Below are 16222 nucleotides of genomic sequence, written 5' to 3'. Positions count from 1 at the left end.
TTGAAGAGTCTCCACCATCCTGCTAATCCTGTAAATCTTAGTTCAAGACGACAGCAATGCCCGTGCTACTTGCACTTGCTGCTTTACTTGCGCCGGGGCTGTGCCGCCCAGATGGTTACGCGCAGCAACCGAACCTTCCAACGTCAACACAGCAAACACATCATCGGTGATGGTGTCGGAAAACGCTTGCAACTCTTCCAGCCGCATTTCGCTTAAATCACGTTCGGTTTCGACCCCCAGCGCGACTGCTTTGCCGACAACTTCGTGCGCATCGCGGAATGGTAAGCCTTTGCGCACTAGGTAATCCGCCAAGTCGGTCGCGGTGGAGAAGCCTTGCATCGCCGCTTTGCGCATTTTTTCCGGCTTGGGTTGGACGTGCGGCATCATGTCAGCGAAGGCACGCAGGCTACCCAGCAGAGTATCCACGGTGTCAAACAACGGTTCTTTGTCTTCCTGATTGTCCTTATTGTAAGCCAGTGGTTGGCCTTTCATCAGGGTTAGCAGGGCGAATAAATGCCCAAAAACACGCCCGCTTTTGCCACGCACTAATTCCGGTACGTCTGGATTTTTCTTTTGTGGCATGATGGATGAGCCGGTGCAGAAACGATCCGGTAGGCGGATGAAGTCAAATTGCGCGGATGTCCACAACACCAATTCCTCGGAGAAGCGTGACAAGTGCATCATGATTAGGGCAGCGGCTGAGGTGAATTCAATGGCGAAGTCACGGTCGCTGACTGCATCCAGCGAATTACGTGCCGGGTAATCAAAACCGAGTAATTCGGCGGTGTAAACACGGTCGATAGGGTAGGTTGTGCCTGCTAAGGCGGCTGCACCTAAGGGCATGACATTGATGCGTTTGCGGCAATCTTGTAGGCGCTCGAAATCGCGTTGCAACATTTCAAACCATGCGAGCATGTGATGCCCGAAGGTGATCGGTTGCGCCACTTGCAAGTGGGTAAAGCCGGGAAGGATGGTGTCCGCTTCGCGTTCAGCAAGGTCGACCAAGGCGCGTTGCAGGCGGCGCAATTCGTGACTGATGCCGTCGACCTGATCGCGCAGCCACAGGCGCACGTCGGTGGCCACTTGGTCATTGCGGGAACGTCCTGTGTGTAGTTTCTTGCCAGCAATGCCGATACGGTCGGTCAGGCGGGCTTCGATATTCATGTGAACGTCTTCCAGCGAAATTTTCCACTCCAATTCGCCTGTTTCGATGGATTGTTCGATTTCATCCAATCCACTCAGGATTTGTTCAACTTCAATGGTGTTTAATAAGCCTGTTTTACCCAACATGCGGGCGTGGGCACGAGAGCCTTGGATGTCGTGCCGGTACAGGCGCTTATCAAAGGGGATGGATGCAGTGAAGGCTTCAACGAAGGCATCGGTAGATTCGCTGAAACGTCCGCCCCAAGGTTTGTCCTTGGTGCTGTCTGATTGTTGTTGGCTCATGAGTTAATGTTGAATTTTCATCAGGTTGCTAAAAAAAGTTGCCAAACATTATCACATTGTGGAAGAATGAAAAACGCAATTCTTGATGTGGTATTTCGTGCAACATTGGTTGCCACGTAGTATACAAGGAAATGCTCAACCTGCTACGGCGGGTCAGGGAATTATAAAAAATATAAACACTATAACTGGGTCGGGATAAAGCTTTGCAACAACCTTGTTGTGCGTGGTGTGCCTGATTTGAGAGCAAAAAATGCCATCATTCAATGGAAAAACCTTAAGTTATCTGCCCAATCTTTGTGCTCCTCAGGCATTGTTGCGTGCTGTATTGGCTGCTGAATTGCTGGCTATGGTGCTGGCTTTGGTGGTAGCAACGGATTTGCGCGGCTTTTTTGTCAGTTTGGGGCTGCACTCGTTGTTTGTACTGTGGGTAACGCTGGCTTCCATTTTTACCCTGTGTTTCGTGAGCCGTTTTTTGACAAAACCAACGGTTTTTCACGCCTCTGTGATTGTACTGGCTACGATTACTGGCTTTACCTTGCTGGCTTCGGTGCTGGGTTTATTGATGTCTGGCAATAATGATGCGCTGGGCAGCATCTTGTTTGTATTTAAAAATTTGGTCATCAGCCTGCTCATTACTGTGGTGCTATTGCGGTACTTTTATATCCACGGGCAGTGGGAGGAAACGGTCGAAGCCGATTCAGCAGCCAAGTACGATGCCTTGCAAGCACGGATGCGCCCACATTTTTTATTCAATAGCCTGAATACCATTGCGCACTTGGTACACATTGATCCGAACAAGGCGGAGGCGGCTTTATTGGACTTAGCCGATATTATGCGCCTTACACTCGACAAGCGGTCGCGGATAGCACTCAAAGAAGAGTTAGAGTTGACACTGGCGTATTTGCGTATGGAAAGTTTGCGCTTGGGTGAAAAACGGTTGCACATCAAGCTCGATATGGACCAAAACAGTTTGCCTTTGGATATGGATATTCCGCCGTTTTTGTTGCAGCCCTTGGTGGAAAATGCCGTCTATCACGGCGTGCAGCCGCGTCAAGACGGTGGTTTGGTGACGCTCAGTCTTTACGATGCAGGTGATCGGCTGGATGTCAGTGTGACGAATCCATTGCCACCTTCTGGTATGAGCACCCATACCAAAGGAAATCACATTGCCCAGGAAAATATGGTGAAGCGTTTGCATCTTGCTTATGGCGACCGTGCCAACCTGAAAATCCAGAAAAACGTACAACAATACCGGGTTTCGTTTTCCATCCCCAAGGAGTAGAAAATTATGACATTGAAAGTTTTAGTCGTCGACGATGAAGAATATGCTCGCGCCCGCATTAAAGGGTTATTGGCAAGTCAAGTCGATTACACAGTTTTTGCAGAAGCCGAAAACGGGGTGGATGCAGTGATTATGACCGAACGTTATCAACCTGACATCGTGCTCATGGATATTTCCATGCCAGGTATGGATGGGTTGGAAGCGGCTCGGCACATTTCGGGCATGGATAGCCCACCAGCCGTCATATTCACCACAGCGTATGGTGAGTATGCTTTAGAAGCATTTTCAACAAAAGCAACAGGGTATCTTATGAAGCCTATTAGACAAGAACAATTATTACAAAGTCTGGAACAAGCCCGTTCACTGAACCGTGCACAACGTATGGAAGCGCTGGAAAACCGCGAGGGGCGTAATCTGCTGTCACGTAAGCATATTTGTGCGCGGATGCGTGGCAACCTTGAGTTGATTCCGATTGAGGATGTGGTGTATTTCCAAGCCGATCAAAAATACGTGACCGTGCGTCATAAAAAAGGCGAGGTCATTATTGAAGAGTCGCTGAAGTCACTGGAAACGGATTTGGCGGATCGTTTTATCCGTATTCATCGCAATGCTCTGGTCTCTAAAAGTGCAATTGCGGGGCTGTCCAAGTCTTCCGTCGGGCGCACCCAGATTGTGCTGGATAACGTCAATGACCAACTGGAAGTGAGCCGCCGTCATCTGGCTGAAGTGCGTCGCTTTGTGCGCAACCGTTAATTTCTCCTGTTTTCTCCTGTTTGGGGCGTGAGTACATCACGCCCCTATTTTTTGCGATTAATGGAGTGCACGTTGTGCTTTGGTAATCGCATCCTCCAGGTAAGCACCGTAAAAGTCTGGGCTATTGTAGCCAAGCAGGCGTTCCGCTACTTCTTTGCCTTGCGCGTCCAAAAACAGCAGTGTCGGGGTTAACGACGCTTGATGCCGTGCTGCAAACTCATCAGCCGCAATTCGCTCACCGCTGAAATCGACAACCGTTTGCTCGCTGCCTAAATCAAACCGACGGATCAAAATCCGTGAATCGTATTCGCCGCTGCGTAGCATGGGTTCTAAGTGCTCGGTTTCGAGCCGTCGGCAAAATCCGCAGTAATCAGCGCGAACAGCTAACAGCAACGGCAGCCCCTTGCTTTGCATTTCTTGTTGCAATGCTTGAAAGTCGATTGCTTCAGGAATGGTTGCTTCGGCAAAGGCTGCTGGTGTCAGTGATACCATCCATAGTGTGATGGCAAGCAGGCATTTTGTCGTGAGGTGTGAGTTTGTGTGCATGAAATTCTCTCCTAAAGATAAGCCGCTATCATTATTAAACTTTGTAGACAAAATATAGGGCATTTTGTTGTGGCAGGATATGCCGAAAGGGATATATAATGCCCCGCTATTGCCCGATGTGGTCAGGGTAAGCCCTAGTGGTTGACCGTATATTAGTATGTATTTATACTCCACCGGGATTTAGACGAGAGCAGGTTATGATTTAGCCTTCTCCAGAGGAGCAGATGCGAAGCATTCTTATAATTCAATTCATCCTGATGCTGGGCGGTGTCGCCGTATCTTGGTCGTATCAAGGTGATTCAGCTCTGTTGCCTGCATTTTACGGTGGTGCGATTGCACTCGCTAACACCTTGTTGTTGTCACGGCGTGTGACTCAGGCGGGTGAGATAGCAAAAACTAGTCCACAGCAAAGCGTGAACGCTTTGTATTTTGGTGTGGTACAACGATTTGTATTTGTGTTAGTTGCGTTAGGGTTAGGTTTGGGCTACTTGAAGTTGTCCCCCGTTCCTTTGTTAGGCACGTTTATGGTGTCGCAACTGGCTTATATGCTGATGGGAACCCGCCAAGTCGGGTGATGCCAGCCAACGGTTTTTTAACTTTAGTGTACGGGGTGAATTGTGAGCGAGTCTAATGCGCCAGCAATCTCAAATCCTGTCGAGTACATCCAGCACCATCTGACCAACTGGAGTGTTGGCGTTGAACACGGTGAGAAAGTCAAAATTGTTGACTTCAGCGTGTTGCACGTCGATGTTTTGTTGTTTAGTTCGCTACTCGCAGGTTTGTTTGCTTACTTTGCTTGGAAAGTCGGTAAGAGTCTGAATCCTGATACGCCCACGGGGGCGCAAAATGTCGTTGAGGCATTGGTTGAGTTTGTTAACCAACAGGTCAAGGATATTTTCCCGAATGCTGACCGTCTGATCGGGCCGCTGGCACTGACAATTTTTGTCTGGGTGCTGCTGATGAACTCGATGGACCTTATCCCTGTGGACTTGTTACCTGCGTTGGCAGGCGGCATTGCCAGTTTGTTTGGTGCTGATCCGCATCATGTGTATATGAAAGTTGTACCAACCACCAACTTGGATACCACCTTTGGTTTAGCATTGAGCGTCTTCGGCTTGATTATTTTCTACAATATCAAAAGTAAAGGTTTAGTCGGTTATCTGACTTCCTTCTTCTTCCATCCGTTTTCCGCCAAAAATGTGATCGTTAAGATTATTCTCGCGCCAATTAACTTCCTAATGACATTGATTGAAGAGATTGCGAAACCTGTCAGTCTCGGTCTGCGTTTGTTCGGAAACATGTTCGCGGGTGAACTGCTGTTCCTGTTGATTGCACTGTTAGCGTTTTCAGTTTGGGCAATGCCTGCACAAGTTGCATTGGGTACGTTATGGGCAATCTTCCACATGTTGGTTGTACCATTGCAGGCGTTTATCTTTATGCTGCTGACCATTGTGTACTTGGGGTTAGCCAGCCAGAGCCATGAACACCATTAAGATTTTTTGATTTTACTTTTTAACTTTTAACTTTTCGGAGACTTCACAATGGATGCAAATGCAATTGCAATGATCTATTCCTACACTGCTGTAGGCGTTGGCATTATCCTCGCGGCTGCTGGTCTGGGTTCAGCACTGGGCTGGGGTATGATCTGTTCTAAATTTATCGAAGGCATTGCTCGCCAACCTGAAATGCGTGCGCAATTGACTGGTCAAATGTTGTTTACCGGTGGTTTGATGGAAGCGTTCCCAATGATCGTTCTGGGTATCTCCATGTGGTTCATCTTTGCTAACCCGTTCATCGGCGCAGCTAAAGCAGCACTGGGCGCTGGTTAATTCCCCGATTGTTAAACGTTGTTACTAACATTCGGAGGTTAACATGAACGTAACTGCAACCCTGATTGGTCAGATGATCGTTTTTTCGATCTTAATCTGGTTCGTCAAGAGCGTACTGTGGGAACCGATGCTGAAAGTGCTGGAAGACCGTAAAGCGCGTATCGCTGATGGTCTTGCCGCTGCCGAAAAAGGCAAGCACGAAGAAGAATTGGCTCGCAAACATGCCTTGGATGAGTTGAAAAAAGCCAAAGCTGAAGCTGCCGAAATCGTCGCACAAGCGCAAAAGCGTGCGTCTGAAATCGTTGATGAAGCCAAGAATGCTGCTGTGGAAGAAGCTGGTCGCGTAAAAGTGGCAGCTCAAGCAGACATCGAGCAGGAAGTTTCCCGTGCTCGTGAAAGCTTGCGTTCACAGGTGTCTGCACTGGCGATTGCCGGGGCGGAAAAGATTCTTGGTCGCGAAGTGGATGCCAAAGCTCATGCTAAAGCATTGGATGAACTGGCTGCGCAAATTTAAGGTGGTGAACCATGTCTGATTTGACAACCGCTGCCCGTCCTTATGCCCGTGCGGTGTTTGAGATGGCGCAGGAAGCTGGGAAACTGACCGAATGGTCAGCGCAACTGGCGGCTATGTCTGCGGTGGTCGCGGCTGAAGGTTCATCTGCCTTGTTGGCTCATCCTCGTATGACCAAAGAACAGAAAGCGGACGTATTCGCCGAGATTGCAGGTGATGCACTCGACGATCAAGGTCGTAATCTGCTCAAGGCACTGGCGGAGAATGACCGGTTTTCATTGTTGCCTGAAGTTTCCACCATCTTTGAACAAATGAAGGCGGAAGCAGAGGGTGCGATTGAAGCGGAAATCATTTCTGCACAGGAAATGAGCGATGACCAGCAGCAGACCATTGCTGCGGCACTCCAAAAACGCTTGGGACGTGAGATTAAGCTCGTTACTAAAGTAGACCCGGCCCTAATGGGTGGCGCAATTATCCGCGCGGGTGACTTGGTGATTGACGGCTCAATCCAGAGCAGGCTGAAAGATATGAAGGCGGCGTTGGCGCGTTAAGCCCAGCCGATAATTGAGGAATAGCATATGCAACTTAACCCAACTGAAATCAGTGACCTGATCAAAAAGCGCATCAGCAGCTTTGAGTCTGGTGCTGAAGCTCGCACTGAGGGTACGGTTGTCTCCGTTACGGATGGTATCGTCCGCCTTCACGGGCTTGGCGATGTAATGTCCGGCGAGATGATCGAATTCTCCAACGGCTCTTACGGTCTGGCTTTGAACCTAGAACGTGATTCCGTCGGTGCGGTTGTCCTTGGTGATTACAAAAGTATCACTGAAGGCGACACTGTAAAATGTACTGGTCGTATCTTGGAAGTACCCCACGGTCGTGGTTTGCTGGGTCGCGTCGTTGACGCACTGGGCAACCCGATTGACGGTAAAGGCCCGGTTGAAAACGACGGTTTCGCGCCTATTGAGCGTGTAGCACCGGGCGTTATCGAACGTAAATCGGTCGACCAACCGCTGCAAACCGGTGTGAAAGCACTGGACGCAATGGTTCCCATTGGTCGTGGTCAACGCGAATTGATCATCGGCGACCGCCAAACCGGTAAAACAGCGGTAGCTGTTGACGCAATCATCAACCAAAAAGGCAAAAACGTAAAATGCGTTTACGTCGCGATTGGTCAGAAAGCGTCATCCGTTGCTAACGTAGTACGCAAACTCGAAGAGTACGGCGCACTGGAATACACCGTTGTGGTTGCGGCTACTGCGGCAGACCCTGCTTCCATGCAATACCTCGCGCCTTACGCGGGTTGCACCATGGGTGAATACTTCCGTGACCGTGGTGAAGACGCCCTGATCGTATACGACGACTTGACCAAGCAAGCATGGGCTTACCGTCAAGTATCCCTGTTGCTGCGCCGCCCACCGGGTCGTGAAGCTTACCCAGGGGACGTTTTCTACCTGCATTCCCGTTTGCTGGAACGCTCTTCCCGCGTTAACAAAGAATACGTTGAAGAGTTCACCAAAGGTGAAGTGAAAGGTCAAACCGGTTCATTGACCGCACTGCCAATCATCGAAACCCAAGGTGGTGACGTTTCTGCATTCGTTCCAACCAACGTAATCTCGATCACTGACGGTCAGATCTTCTTGGAAAGCGACCTGTTCAACGCCGGTATCCGCCCTGCGATCAACGCAGGTTTGTCGGTTTCCCGCGTCGGTGGTTCTGCTCAAACCAAGATCATCAAGAAGCTCGGTGGTGGTGTGCGTTTGGCACTAGCGCAGTACCGTGAATTGGCAGCGTTCTCCCAGTTCGCATCTGACCTCGACGAAGGCACTCGTAAGTCTTTGGCGCGTGGTCAACGTGTTACCGAACTGATGAAACAGCCACAATTCTCCCCGCTGTCTGTAGCAGAAATGGCTTTCTCCCTGTACGCCGCTAACGAGGGTTTCCTCGATGACGTGGACGCGAAGAAAATCGTGGATTTTGAAGCAGCAATGCTGAGCTACCTGCGTTCTTCTGAGAAGGCACTGTTGGACAAGATCAACGAGAAAGGTGATTTCAACGACGAGATTGCTGGTGCGATGAAAACCGCGCTGGAAACTTTCAAGTCGAAAAACACTTGGTAATGGGAGGTTATTCCTATGGCAGGTGGTAAAGAAATACTAAGCCAGATCAAGAGCATTAGTAATACCAAGAAGATCACTAAAGCAATGGAGATGGTTGCTGCATCCAAAATGCGCCGTGCGCAAGACCGGATGAAAGCCAGCCGTCCCTATGCTGAGAAAATGCGCCAAGTGGTTGGTCACGTGGCTCATGGTCATCTTGAGTACAAACACCCTTATACCCAGACACGCGAAACCGTGAAACGGGTTGGCTACATCATCATGTCCTCTGACCGGGGCTTGTGTGGTGGTTTGAACGTCAACTTGTTTAAGCAGGCGTTGCGCAGTATTGCTGAGTGGAAAAAGCAGGATGTTGAAGTCGACATCTGTGTTTTTGGTGCTAAAGCATCTGCTGCGTTCCGTCGCTATGGGATTGTCGCTCAGAAAACCCACATGGGCGATGCCCCAAAAGTGGCGGATATGATCGGCACGATCAAGGTGATGTTGGATGCTTACGAGGAAGGCCGGATTGATCGCCTTTTCTTGGTCGAGAATGAATTCGTCAACAGCATGACGCAAAAACCGCAGGTGACTCAGCTCATCCCGCTGGTGGCAGACGCGACGGATTCAATCAAGCACCATTGGGACTATCTCTACGAGCCTGAGTCGAAAGAAGTTATTGACGCATTGATGCAGCGGTACATTGAATCGCTGATTTACCAAGGTGCTGTTGAAAACGTTGCCTGTGAAATGGCAGCGCGGATGGTCGCAATGAAGAGCGCCTCCGACAACGCCGGTAAAATGATTGGCGATTTGAAGCTGATCTACAACAAAGCGCGTCAGGCGGCGATTACTCAGGAAATTTCCGAGATTGTTGCAGGTGCTGCGGCTGTCTAAGGCTGTTACGGATTTTAAATTTTAGTGAGGTACTGAATAATGAGTACTGGAAACATCGTTCAAGTCATCGGCGCGGTTGTTGACGTGGAATTCCCACGCTCTGCTGTGCCAGCGGTCTACGATGCGTTAACAGTAGCCGACCAAGGTCTGACCTTGGAAGTCCAGCAGCAGTTGGGCGACGGCATTGTACGCACTATCGCGATGGGTACGTCTGACGGCGTAAAGCGCGGTATGCAAGTGGTGAATACAGGTGCGCCAATTTCTGTTCCGGTTGGAGCAGGCACTTTGGGACGTGTCATGAACGTTCTGGGTGAAGCGATTGATAACGCTGGCGACATCGTTCACGACAAGAAAATGCCAATCCACCGTGCGCCACCGGCGTATGATGAATTGTCATCTGGTATCGACATCTTGGAAACCGGCATCAAGGTTATCGACCTGATCATGCCAATCGCCAAGGGTGGTAAAATCGGTCTGTTCGGTGGTGCGGGTGTAGGTAAGACCGTAACCTTGATGGAGTTGATCAATAACATTGCTAAGCAACACAGCGGTTTGTCCGTGTTTGCGGGTGTTGGTGAACGGACTCGTGAAGGGAACGACTTCTACCACGAAATGACGGAAGGCGGCGTTATCGACAAGGTAGCACTGGTTTACGGTCAGATGAACGAACCACCCGGCAACCGTCTGCGCGTAGCGTTGACTGGTTTGACGATGGCGGAATACTTCCGTGACGAAGGTCGTGACGTTCTGATGTTCGTTGACAACATCTACCGTTACACACTGGCGGGTACGGAAGTATCAGCACTGTTGGGTCGTATGCCATCTGCGGTAGGTTATCAGCCAACGTTGGCGGAAGAAATGGGCGCACTGCAAGAGCGTATCACTTCCACCAAAACCGGCTCGATCACCTCGTTCCAAGCGGTTTACGTACCTGCGGATGACTTAACTGACCCATCCCCAGCCACCACGTTCGCCCACTTGGATGCGACACTGGTATTGTCACGTAACATCGCGGAACTGGGTATTTACCCGGCGGTAGACCCACTTGACTCCACCTCGCGTCAGCTTGACCCGTTGGTTGTTGGTCAAGAGCACTACGGTGTAGCGCGTGGCGTGCAAGGTATCCTGCAACGTTACAAAGAACTCAAGGACATCATTGCGATCTTGGGTATGGACGAACTTTCCGACGACGACAAACAAGTCGTTGGTCGTGCGCGTCGTATCCAACGTTTCCTGTCCCAGCCGTTCTTCGTAGCGGAAGTGTTCACGGGTTCACCGGGTAAGTATGTTACCTTGAAAGAAACCTTGAGCAGCTTCAAAGCAATTCTCAACGGTGAATACGACCACCTGCCAGAACAAGCGTTCTACATGGTCGGCGGCATCGAAGAAGTGGTCGAAAAAGCTACGAAGCTCTGATAGGAGGGCATCATGGCGATGACATTTCATTTGGACGTGGTGACAGCAGAACAGTCGTTGTTCTCTGGTATCGTCGAAGAAGTGATTGCACCGGGTGCAATGGGTGACTTAGGCATTATGCCACGTCACTCACAGTTAATTTCCAAGCTGCGTGCAGGCGAATTGCAGTACAAAACCGAAGAAGGCGCGATGGCATCGTTGTTCGTCTCTGGCGGTGTACTGGAAGTTCAGCCACACGTCGTGACAGTATTGGCTGACACCGGGATGCGTGCGGAAGACCTCGATGAGGCAGCCGCCCGCGAAGCAGTGAAGCAAGCCCAAGACGCGCTGCAAGGCAAAGACCCGGAAGACCTCGACTATGAGGCGATCCAGACTGAGCTAGAGTCAGCGAAGGCGCAGATCGAAATGCTGCACCGGATTGGCAAGCTACGCGGTCACTGAGTTTCGACGCAAGTCCGCAAAAAACAGAAAGGCTCCTTCGGGAGCCTTTTTGCTATTATCTCAATTAGATTTCATTAGGTTGCTGATAAGTGCGCGATGTAACGTTGCAAGATCAAACGGTTTGGTGAGGTAATCATTCATGCCCGCCGCTAGACAGCGTTCGCGTTCGCCTTCAATCGCGTGGGCAGTGACGGCGATAATCGGTAATTGGGTGTGTCCTGCATTGCGTATATGGCGTGTGGTGGTATAACCGTCCATGTCGGGCATACTGACATCCATCATTACCAAATCAAACGTTTGCTGCTCTACTTGTTGCAGAGCTGCCTGTCCGCTATTTACGACGGTGGCTTTAACGCCCAAACGTTCCAGCATCAGTTCGGCGAGGTAACAGTTCAAGATGTCATCGTCGACCAGTAACACACGGTATCCGCTCAGGTCGTTGTTATTCGTTAGTGGAGACAAGGGGGCCGCATTTGTTTCAGGTGTCACCAGCGGGAAATTCAAGGTGAAAAAGAATCGGCTGCCGTGCGTCGGTTTGCTTGCCATTTCCAGTTCTCCGCCCATCAGGTTGACCAGTTTGTGGCTAATGGCTAAGCCTAAACCGCTGCCGCCGTAATGCCGCGTGGTGGAACTGTCCGCTTGCGAAAAGGGTTGAAATAAACGTTGTTGCTGCTGTGGCGAAATGCCAATGCCGGTATCCGCCACTTCGAAATACACCTGCACAGCTTGCGTTTGCGTTGCCGTTTGCGGCTGCATCACCACCTTGACACTGCCGTGTTCGGTGAATTTGATGGCATTGCCCACTAAATTCACCAATACTTGTCGCAAACGCACCGGATCACCTTGTACCCATAATGGTTGCGATAATGTTGTCACCGTTAACGTTAAGCCTTTTTGTTGCGCGGTCAGGCTGAACATTTGCTGGATTTTGTGTAATTCGTCCCCCAATTCCAACGGCGTGCTTTCCAGTTCCAAACGTTGCGTATTGATTCGCGCCAGATCCAGCACATCATCCACCAGCGCTTGCAAGTGTTGAGTTGAGGCCAATAGTTTACTCAGGTAGGCCGTTTGCTCGGCGGGTGGCGGGGTAGTCTGTAACAAGTTCGCAAACCCGACAATGGCATGAGCAGGCGTGCGCAATTCGTGGCTCATGGTGGTGAGAAAATTGTCTTTGGCTTGGTTAGTCGCTTCCATGCGTTCTTTTTCTTCCCGTAGTAAGTGGGTTTGCTCTGCCTGAACGAAAGACAATAACAACGCGGTCAGCAAAAAACCGCTTGCAGTGAAGTAGACAGCGGGTTTGTCATACGTGAACCAGCCAACCTGTGCGGCGGAATAAGGAACAGCAGCAATAATCAGGGTAATCAATGCCCAGTATGCAATACGACTAGCACGATGCCCATGCCACACGTTTAGACCGGTGAGGACAAAAAAAACAGGCATCATGGACAAGGCAATACCAAAAATTATTTGTTCTCCCCGGTACACCAATCCCATAAAAGGGATCGCGACCACAGACAGGTGGGGCATCCATTGACACAAATATTCTATGACTCTGCTTGCCCCCTTATTGATATAACGCCAATAATGGAAGCCCGTAACAAACATCAAGAGTAATGGGGTGGTGTAAAAATACTGATTTGAGTCATTCAGCCAAGTGAGAGCAGGAAATAGATTGGTATCCCGTAAAAAGAATAAGCTGCTAGCAAACAGTAGTAATGTCAGGCTCAGGTGGCTGTATTCCCGTAAGCTGAAAAATAGCAATAAGTTATACACGGCTAACACCAACATTCCCGCAAACAAAGCAGCAAACAGAATCTCTTCTTGGCTGTTGCTGGTCAGCAAGGTTTCAGCATCCATTAGCTTGAGCGGCAATGTCAGTAATGCTTGCCCATTGTTTGCGCGTAAGTAGACGGTGACGTTATCTCCGGCTTTCATTGGCAAATGCCATGCCGGTAAACGGAATTTATCCAGTCGGTGCAGCAGACTGTGCACACCTTGTGACGACACGAAGGCTTCGACTGAACCACCGATGGGGCGATCCAGCAATAAATACCATTCCTGCGCTTGCCCGGAATGCAGTTGGAAACGCGCCCACCACGTTGAACGGGTGCGCCCCATGTCTGGCACGCTGGCGGTATTCGCCTCAAAATGATGTGAATATTCGGTGGAACTGACTTGTGCAATGTCGAGTTGCCCCGTTGGGTCTTCCAGCAATTCGAGGTAGGGGGCAAGGTCAATGGCTTGCACCCGCCTATCGGGTACAAGCAAACCTGCCGCCCACGTTTGACAGCTTGTCAGCAGGATGAGTAGTAAGAAGAGGCGTTTCAGCAAGGTTAGAAAAAGGCTTTATCTTGTTCCCACATGACATTTTTCTGTGTGGCAATGGCGGTTTTCAGCAATTCCAATAAAGGGTAAGCACGGACATTGAGGCTGACCACTGGCGCTTCGGCTTCCTCTGTTGGTTGTTTGGCGGGAGATTCCGTTTGTGCTGCTTGTGCTTTTAAGGCAGCTTCGAGGTGTTGCAGCGCTGTTGCCACGTCTTCAGCACGGATGGCGCTGGGGATAGTGCCACTATGCCCCATCATGCGAATCAGGGCTTTCGCATCCTTTTCAAACATGGAAACACTGGCGGCGGCGGGGCTGGTGAAGCGGATCATGGCTTGCTCCTTGTTAAAATCACAAAAGTCATCTGTCAATCATATACCTAAAGCTTGCGGCACTGGCAGGTTTGTCAGCCATTGACGTGATAAGTGTCGTTTTCTGACAGTGTTGCTTAGTTTCGCTAGTTGGCTATTATTGCGCGAATGCCTAAAAGGTCAAAATTATCATTAGCTTATGGTTTTTTTGAGAGTTGGCACAGGGGTTGCAATAGTCCTTTCAGTCAGAACAGCGAAACAACATAAAGAATTTATCAGCAAGCCCCAAGAGGCAGAGAGCAGGCTTAAACATCAATAACAATAACTTGCCTGACCATGCTTCGACTCCTCTAACCCCCGGCTCAATAGCGGGGGTATTTATTTTGGCAACTTTTCTAGTATCCTGCACACCTTAAAACCGTGCCATCCACGCCAGCAGGAATACCATGTACACCCACAACACTTGGAACATTGAAGCCGCCCGTCGCCTATACAGCATCCAGCATTGGGGTGATGGCTATTTCGACATAAATGCCGCTGGCAATGTCGCCATGTGCGTCCCCGGCAACCCGACGCAACAAGTTGATTTACACGCCCTCGCCATGCGCGTCCACAACGAAGACGGAATGCGTTTCCCATTGTTAGTACGTTTCGTCAATGTCTTGCATGATCGGGTGCAACGCTTGCAAGGCGCATTCAACCAAGCGATTGCTGATTGCGGGCAAAGCAGCCAGTACACCGCGATTTACCCCATCAAAGTCAATCAGCAACGTAGCGTTGTGCAAGAAATACTCAAAGGCGGTGGCACACAGGTCGGTTTGGAAGCAGGCAGCAAACCCGAACTCATGGCAGTTCTCGGTTCCGCCCCTAGCGGCAGCACCATTATTTGCAACGGCTACAAAGACCGCGAATATCTGCGCCTCGCCTTGATCGGACGGCAAATGGGGCATCGCATTTTCATCGTGGTTGAAAAACCCTCGGAACTCGCCGAAACGCTGGAAGAAGCCACTAAACTCGGCATCGAACCCTTACTCGGTATTCGCACCCGTTTGTACACCCTCGGCAAAGGCAAGTGGCAAAACACTGGCGGGGAAAAATCCAAATTCGGGCTTTCTGCCGCGCAAGCCTTGTACATGATTGAGCAATTGCAAGCCGCTGGGAAACTCGATTGCCTGCAATTGCTGCATTTCCACATGGGGTCGCAGATTGCCAATATCCAAGATATTCAACGCGGGATGCGCGAAGCTAGCCGGTATTTTGCGGAATTACATCGCTTGGGTGCCAACATTCGCGTGGTGGATGTCGGCGGCGGTTTGGGCGTGGATTACGACGGCTCCCGTTCGCGCAACGAATGCTCGATCAACTACAGCTTGCAGGAATACGCCAATACCATCGTGCGCAGCGTGCAGGACGTGTGCGAAGAATACGAACTGCCGTTTCCCGATTTCATCTCCGAATCCGGGCGCGGTTTAAGCGCCCATCACGCGGTTTTAATCACCAACGTTATCGACACTGACCCGGAACAGCCGGAAGTGCAACCGACGCTAAGTGAGCCGGATGATGATGACCCGATGATTTTGCACAACCTGTTCCGCTTGTATCACAACCGTAAGCGCTTGCCGCCTTCGGAAATCTACCACGACGCGGCGTATTGGTTAGACGATGCCCACGGCATGTACGCGCACGGTTCTATCGATCTCAATCAGCGAGCGCGGGCGGAAGAATTCCATCGCGCCATTTGCCGCAAACTGCTCAGCCAGCCGGAATTGTTTGAAGCCTTAGAGCCGGAAATCCAAACCAGCTTGCAGGAAAAATTGGCTGACAAGTATTTCTGCAATTTCTCGCTGTTCCAGTCCATGCCGGATGCCTGGGCAATCGAGCAGATTTTCCCGATTATGCCGCTGCACCGCTTGCAGGAAAACCCGGATCGGCGCGTCACCATGCAAGATTTAACTTGCGATTCCGACGGCACGGTGTCGCATTACGTGGAAAGTGGGCGGCTGGCAAGCACGTTGGCGCTGCATTCGTTGCAAAAAGGGCAGCCGTATTTGCTGGGAATTTTTATGGTGGGCGCGTATCAGGAAATCCTCGGCGATTTGCATAATCTGTTTGGTGACACCGATTCCATCAATGTGGAATTGTTGCCGGATGGCGGTTACAAGCTATCCGAACCGGAGCGTGGTGATACCATTGATGAACTATTGCGCTACGTGCATTTCGAGCCGAAAGACTTGCTGGCGCAATGCCGTCGCAAACTCGCCGCCGCCGTTGACGATTCTGAGCGACAAAAAATGCTATTGCGTAAAATAGAAGCAGGTTTAATCGGTTATACTTACCTCGAAGATTAATTCGGGGCAAATAGGAAAATC

At 50.4% G+C, this 16222-nt stretch carries 16 protein-coding genes; 12 read left to right on the top strand and 4 right to left on the bottom strand.

All coding sequences use genetic code 11. The features are described from left to right. Window positions 1–42: 42 nt before the first annotated feature. On the bottom strand, window positions 43–1446 hold the full coding sequence (gene argH, locus L2Y54_RS00430; protein ID WP_236499071.1) for an argininosuccinate lyase: 1404 nt from the start codon (window positions 1444–1446) through the stop codon (window positions 43–45). A gap of 250 nt (window positions 1447–1696) precedes the next feature. On the opposite strand from argH, the gene L2Y54_RS00425 reads away from it, so the two are divergent. Both L2Y54_RS00425 and L2Y54_RS00420 read left to right on the top strand, forming a co-directional pair. Further along, a complete protein-coding gene (locus L2Y54_RS00425; protein WP_236499070.1) occupies window positions 1697–2728 on the top strand; it encodes a sensor histidine kinase in 1032 nt (343 codons plus the stop codon). A gap of 6 nt (window positions 2729–2734) precedes the next feature. Further along, entirely contained in the window at window positions 2735–3481 is a 747-nt protein-coding gene (locus L2Y54_RS00420) for a LytR/AlgR family response regulator transcription factor (RefSeq protein ID WP_236499068.1), read from the top strand. Window positions 3482–3538: 57 nt separating this feature from the next. On the opposite strand, the gene L2Y54_RS00415 is transcribed toward L2Y54_RS00420, so the two are convergent. Beyond that, on the bottom strand, window positions 3539–4027 hold the full coding sequence (locus tag L2Y54_RS00415; protein ID WP_236499067.1) for a thioredoxin family protein: 489 nt from the start codon (window positions 4025–4027) through the stop codon (window positions 3539–3541). A 224-nt stretch (window positions 4028–4251) separates the two neighbouring features. Between L2Y54_RS00415 and L2Y54_RS00410 the strand changes: the two genes are divergently transcribed. Genes L2Y54_RS00410 through L2Y54_RS00370 form a run of 9 tightly spaced genes read left to right on the top strand, consistent with a single transcriptional unit; the run spans window position 4252 to window position 11217 of the window. After that, entirely contained in the window at window positions 4252–4602 is a 351-nt protein-coding gene (locus L2Y54_RS00410; RefSeq protein ID WP_236499066.1) for an ATP synthase subunit I, read from the top strand. A 42-nt stretch (window positions 4603–4644) separates the two neighbouring features. Then, a complete protein-coding gene (atpB, locus tag L2Y54_RS00405) occupies window positions 4645–5520 on the top strand; it encodes a F0F1 ATP synthase subunit A (RefSeq protein WP_236499064.1) in 876 nt (291 codons plus the stop codon). Between the two features lie 48 nt (window positions 5521–5568). Beyond that, window positions 5569–5856 (top strand): F0F1 ATP synthase subunit C, encoded by a 288-nt coding sequence (gene atpE, locus L2Y54_RS00400; RefSeq protein WP_210229885.1) that lies wholly within the window; start codon window positions 5569–5571, stop codon window positions 5854–5856. A 43-nt stretch (window positions 5857–5899) separates the two neighbouring features. Continuing rightward, the gene (locus L2Y54_RS00395) at window positions 5900–6370 is read left to right on the top strand and encodes a F0F1 ATP synthase subunit B (protein WP_236499062.1); all 471 of its coding nucleotides are present in this window, start codon (window positions 5900–5902) and stop codon (window positions 6368–6370) included. Between the two features lie 11 nt (window positions 6371–6381). Continuing rightward, a complete protein-coding gene (locus L2Y54_RS00390; protein WP_236499061.1) occupies window positions 6382–6918 on the top strand; it encodes a F0F1 ATP synthase subunit delta in 537 nt (178 codons plus the stop codon). Window positions 6919–6945: 27 nt separating this feature from the next. Continuing rightward, a complete protein-coding gene (gene atpA / locus L2Y54_RS00385) occupies window positions 6946–8487 on the top strand; it encodes a F0F1 ATP synthase subunit alpha (protein WP_236499060.1) in 1542 nt (513 codons plus the stop codon). Window positions 8488–8502: 15 nt separating this feature from the next. After that, the gene (gene atpG / locus L2Y54_RS00380; RefSeq protein WP_236499058.1) at window positions 8503–9360 is read left to right on the top strand and encodes a F0F1 ATP synthase subunit gamma; all 858 of its coding nucleotides are present in this window, start codon (window positions 8503–8505) and stop codon (window positions 9358–9360) included. A gap of 39 nt (window positions 9361–9399) precedes the next feature. Next, window positions 9400–10776, top strand: a complete 1377-nt coding sequence (gene atpD / locus L2Y54_RS00375) for a F0F1 ATP synthase subunit beta (protein ID WP_236499056.1) — start codon at window positions 9400–9402, stop codon at window positions 10774–10776. A 12-nt stretch (window positions 10777–10788) separates the two neighbouring features. Next, complete coding sequence (locus L2Y54_RS00370) at window positions 10789–11217, top strand: F0F1 ATP synthase subunit epsilon (protein ID WP_236499054.1); 429 nt, start codon at window positions 10789–10791, stop codon at window positions 11215–11217. 60 nt (window positions 11218–11277) lie between these two features. Here the strand turns inward: L2Y54_RS00370 and L2Y54_RS00365 are convergent, their stop codons facing one another. Together L2Y54_RS00365 and L2Y54_RS00360 are read right to left on the bottom strand one after the other, a co-directional pair. Continuing rightward, window positions 11278–13548 (bottom strand): hybrid sensor histidine kinase/response regulator, encoded by a 2271-nt coding sequence (locus L2Y54_RS00365; RefSeq protein WP_236499052.1) that lies wholly within the window; start codon window positions 13546–13548, stop codon window positions 11278–11280. A 2-nt stretch (window positions 13549–13550) separates the two neighbouring features. After that, window positions 13551–13874, bottom strand: a complete 324-nt coding sequence (locus L2Y54_RS00360) for a DUF1840 domain-containing protein (RefSeq protein ID WP_236499051.1) — start codon at window positions 13872–13874, stop codon at window positions 13551–13553. Between the two features lie 425 nt (window positions 13875–14299). Between L2Y54_RS00360 and speA the strand changes: the two genes are divergently transcribed. Further along, a complete protein-coding gene (gene speA, locus L2Y54_RS00355; protein WP_236499049.1) occupies window positions 14300–16201 on the top strand; it encodes a biosynthetic arginine decarboxylase in 1902 nt (633 codons plus the stop codon). Window positions 16202–16222: the final 21 nt, after the last annotated feature.

Source organism: Thiothrix winogradskyi, from assembly GCF_021650935.1.
Taxonomy (GTDB): domain Bacteria; phylum Pseudomonadota; class Gammaproteobacteria; order Thiotrichales; family Thiotrichaceae; genus Thiothrix; species Thiothrix winogradskyi.
Note: the sequence above shows the minus strand (reverse complement) of the source record. Positions and strands in the feature narration are given on the sequence as shown.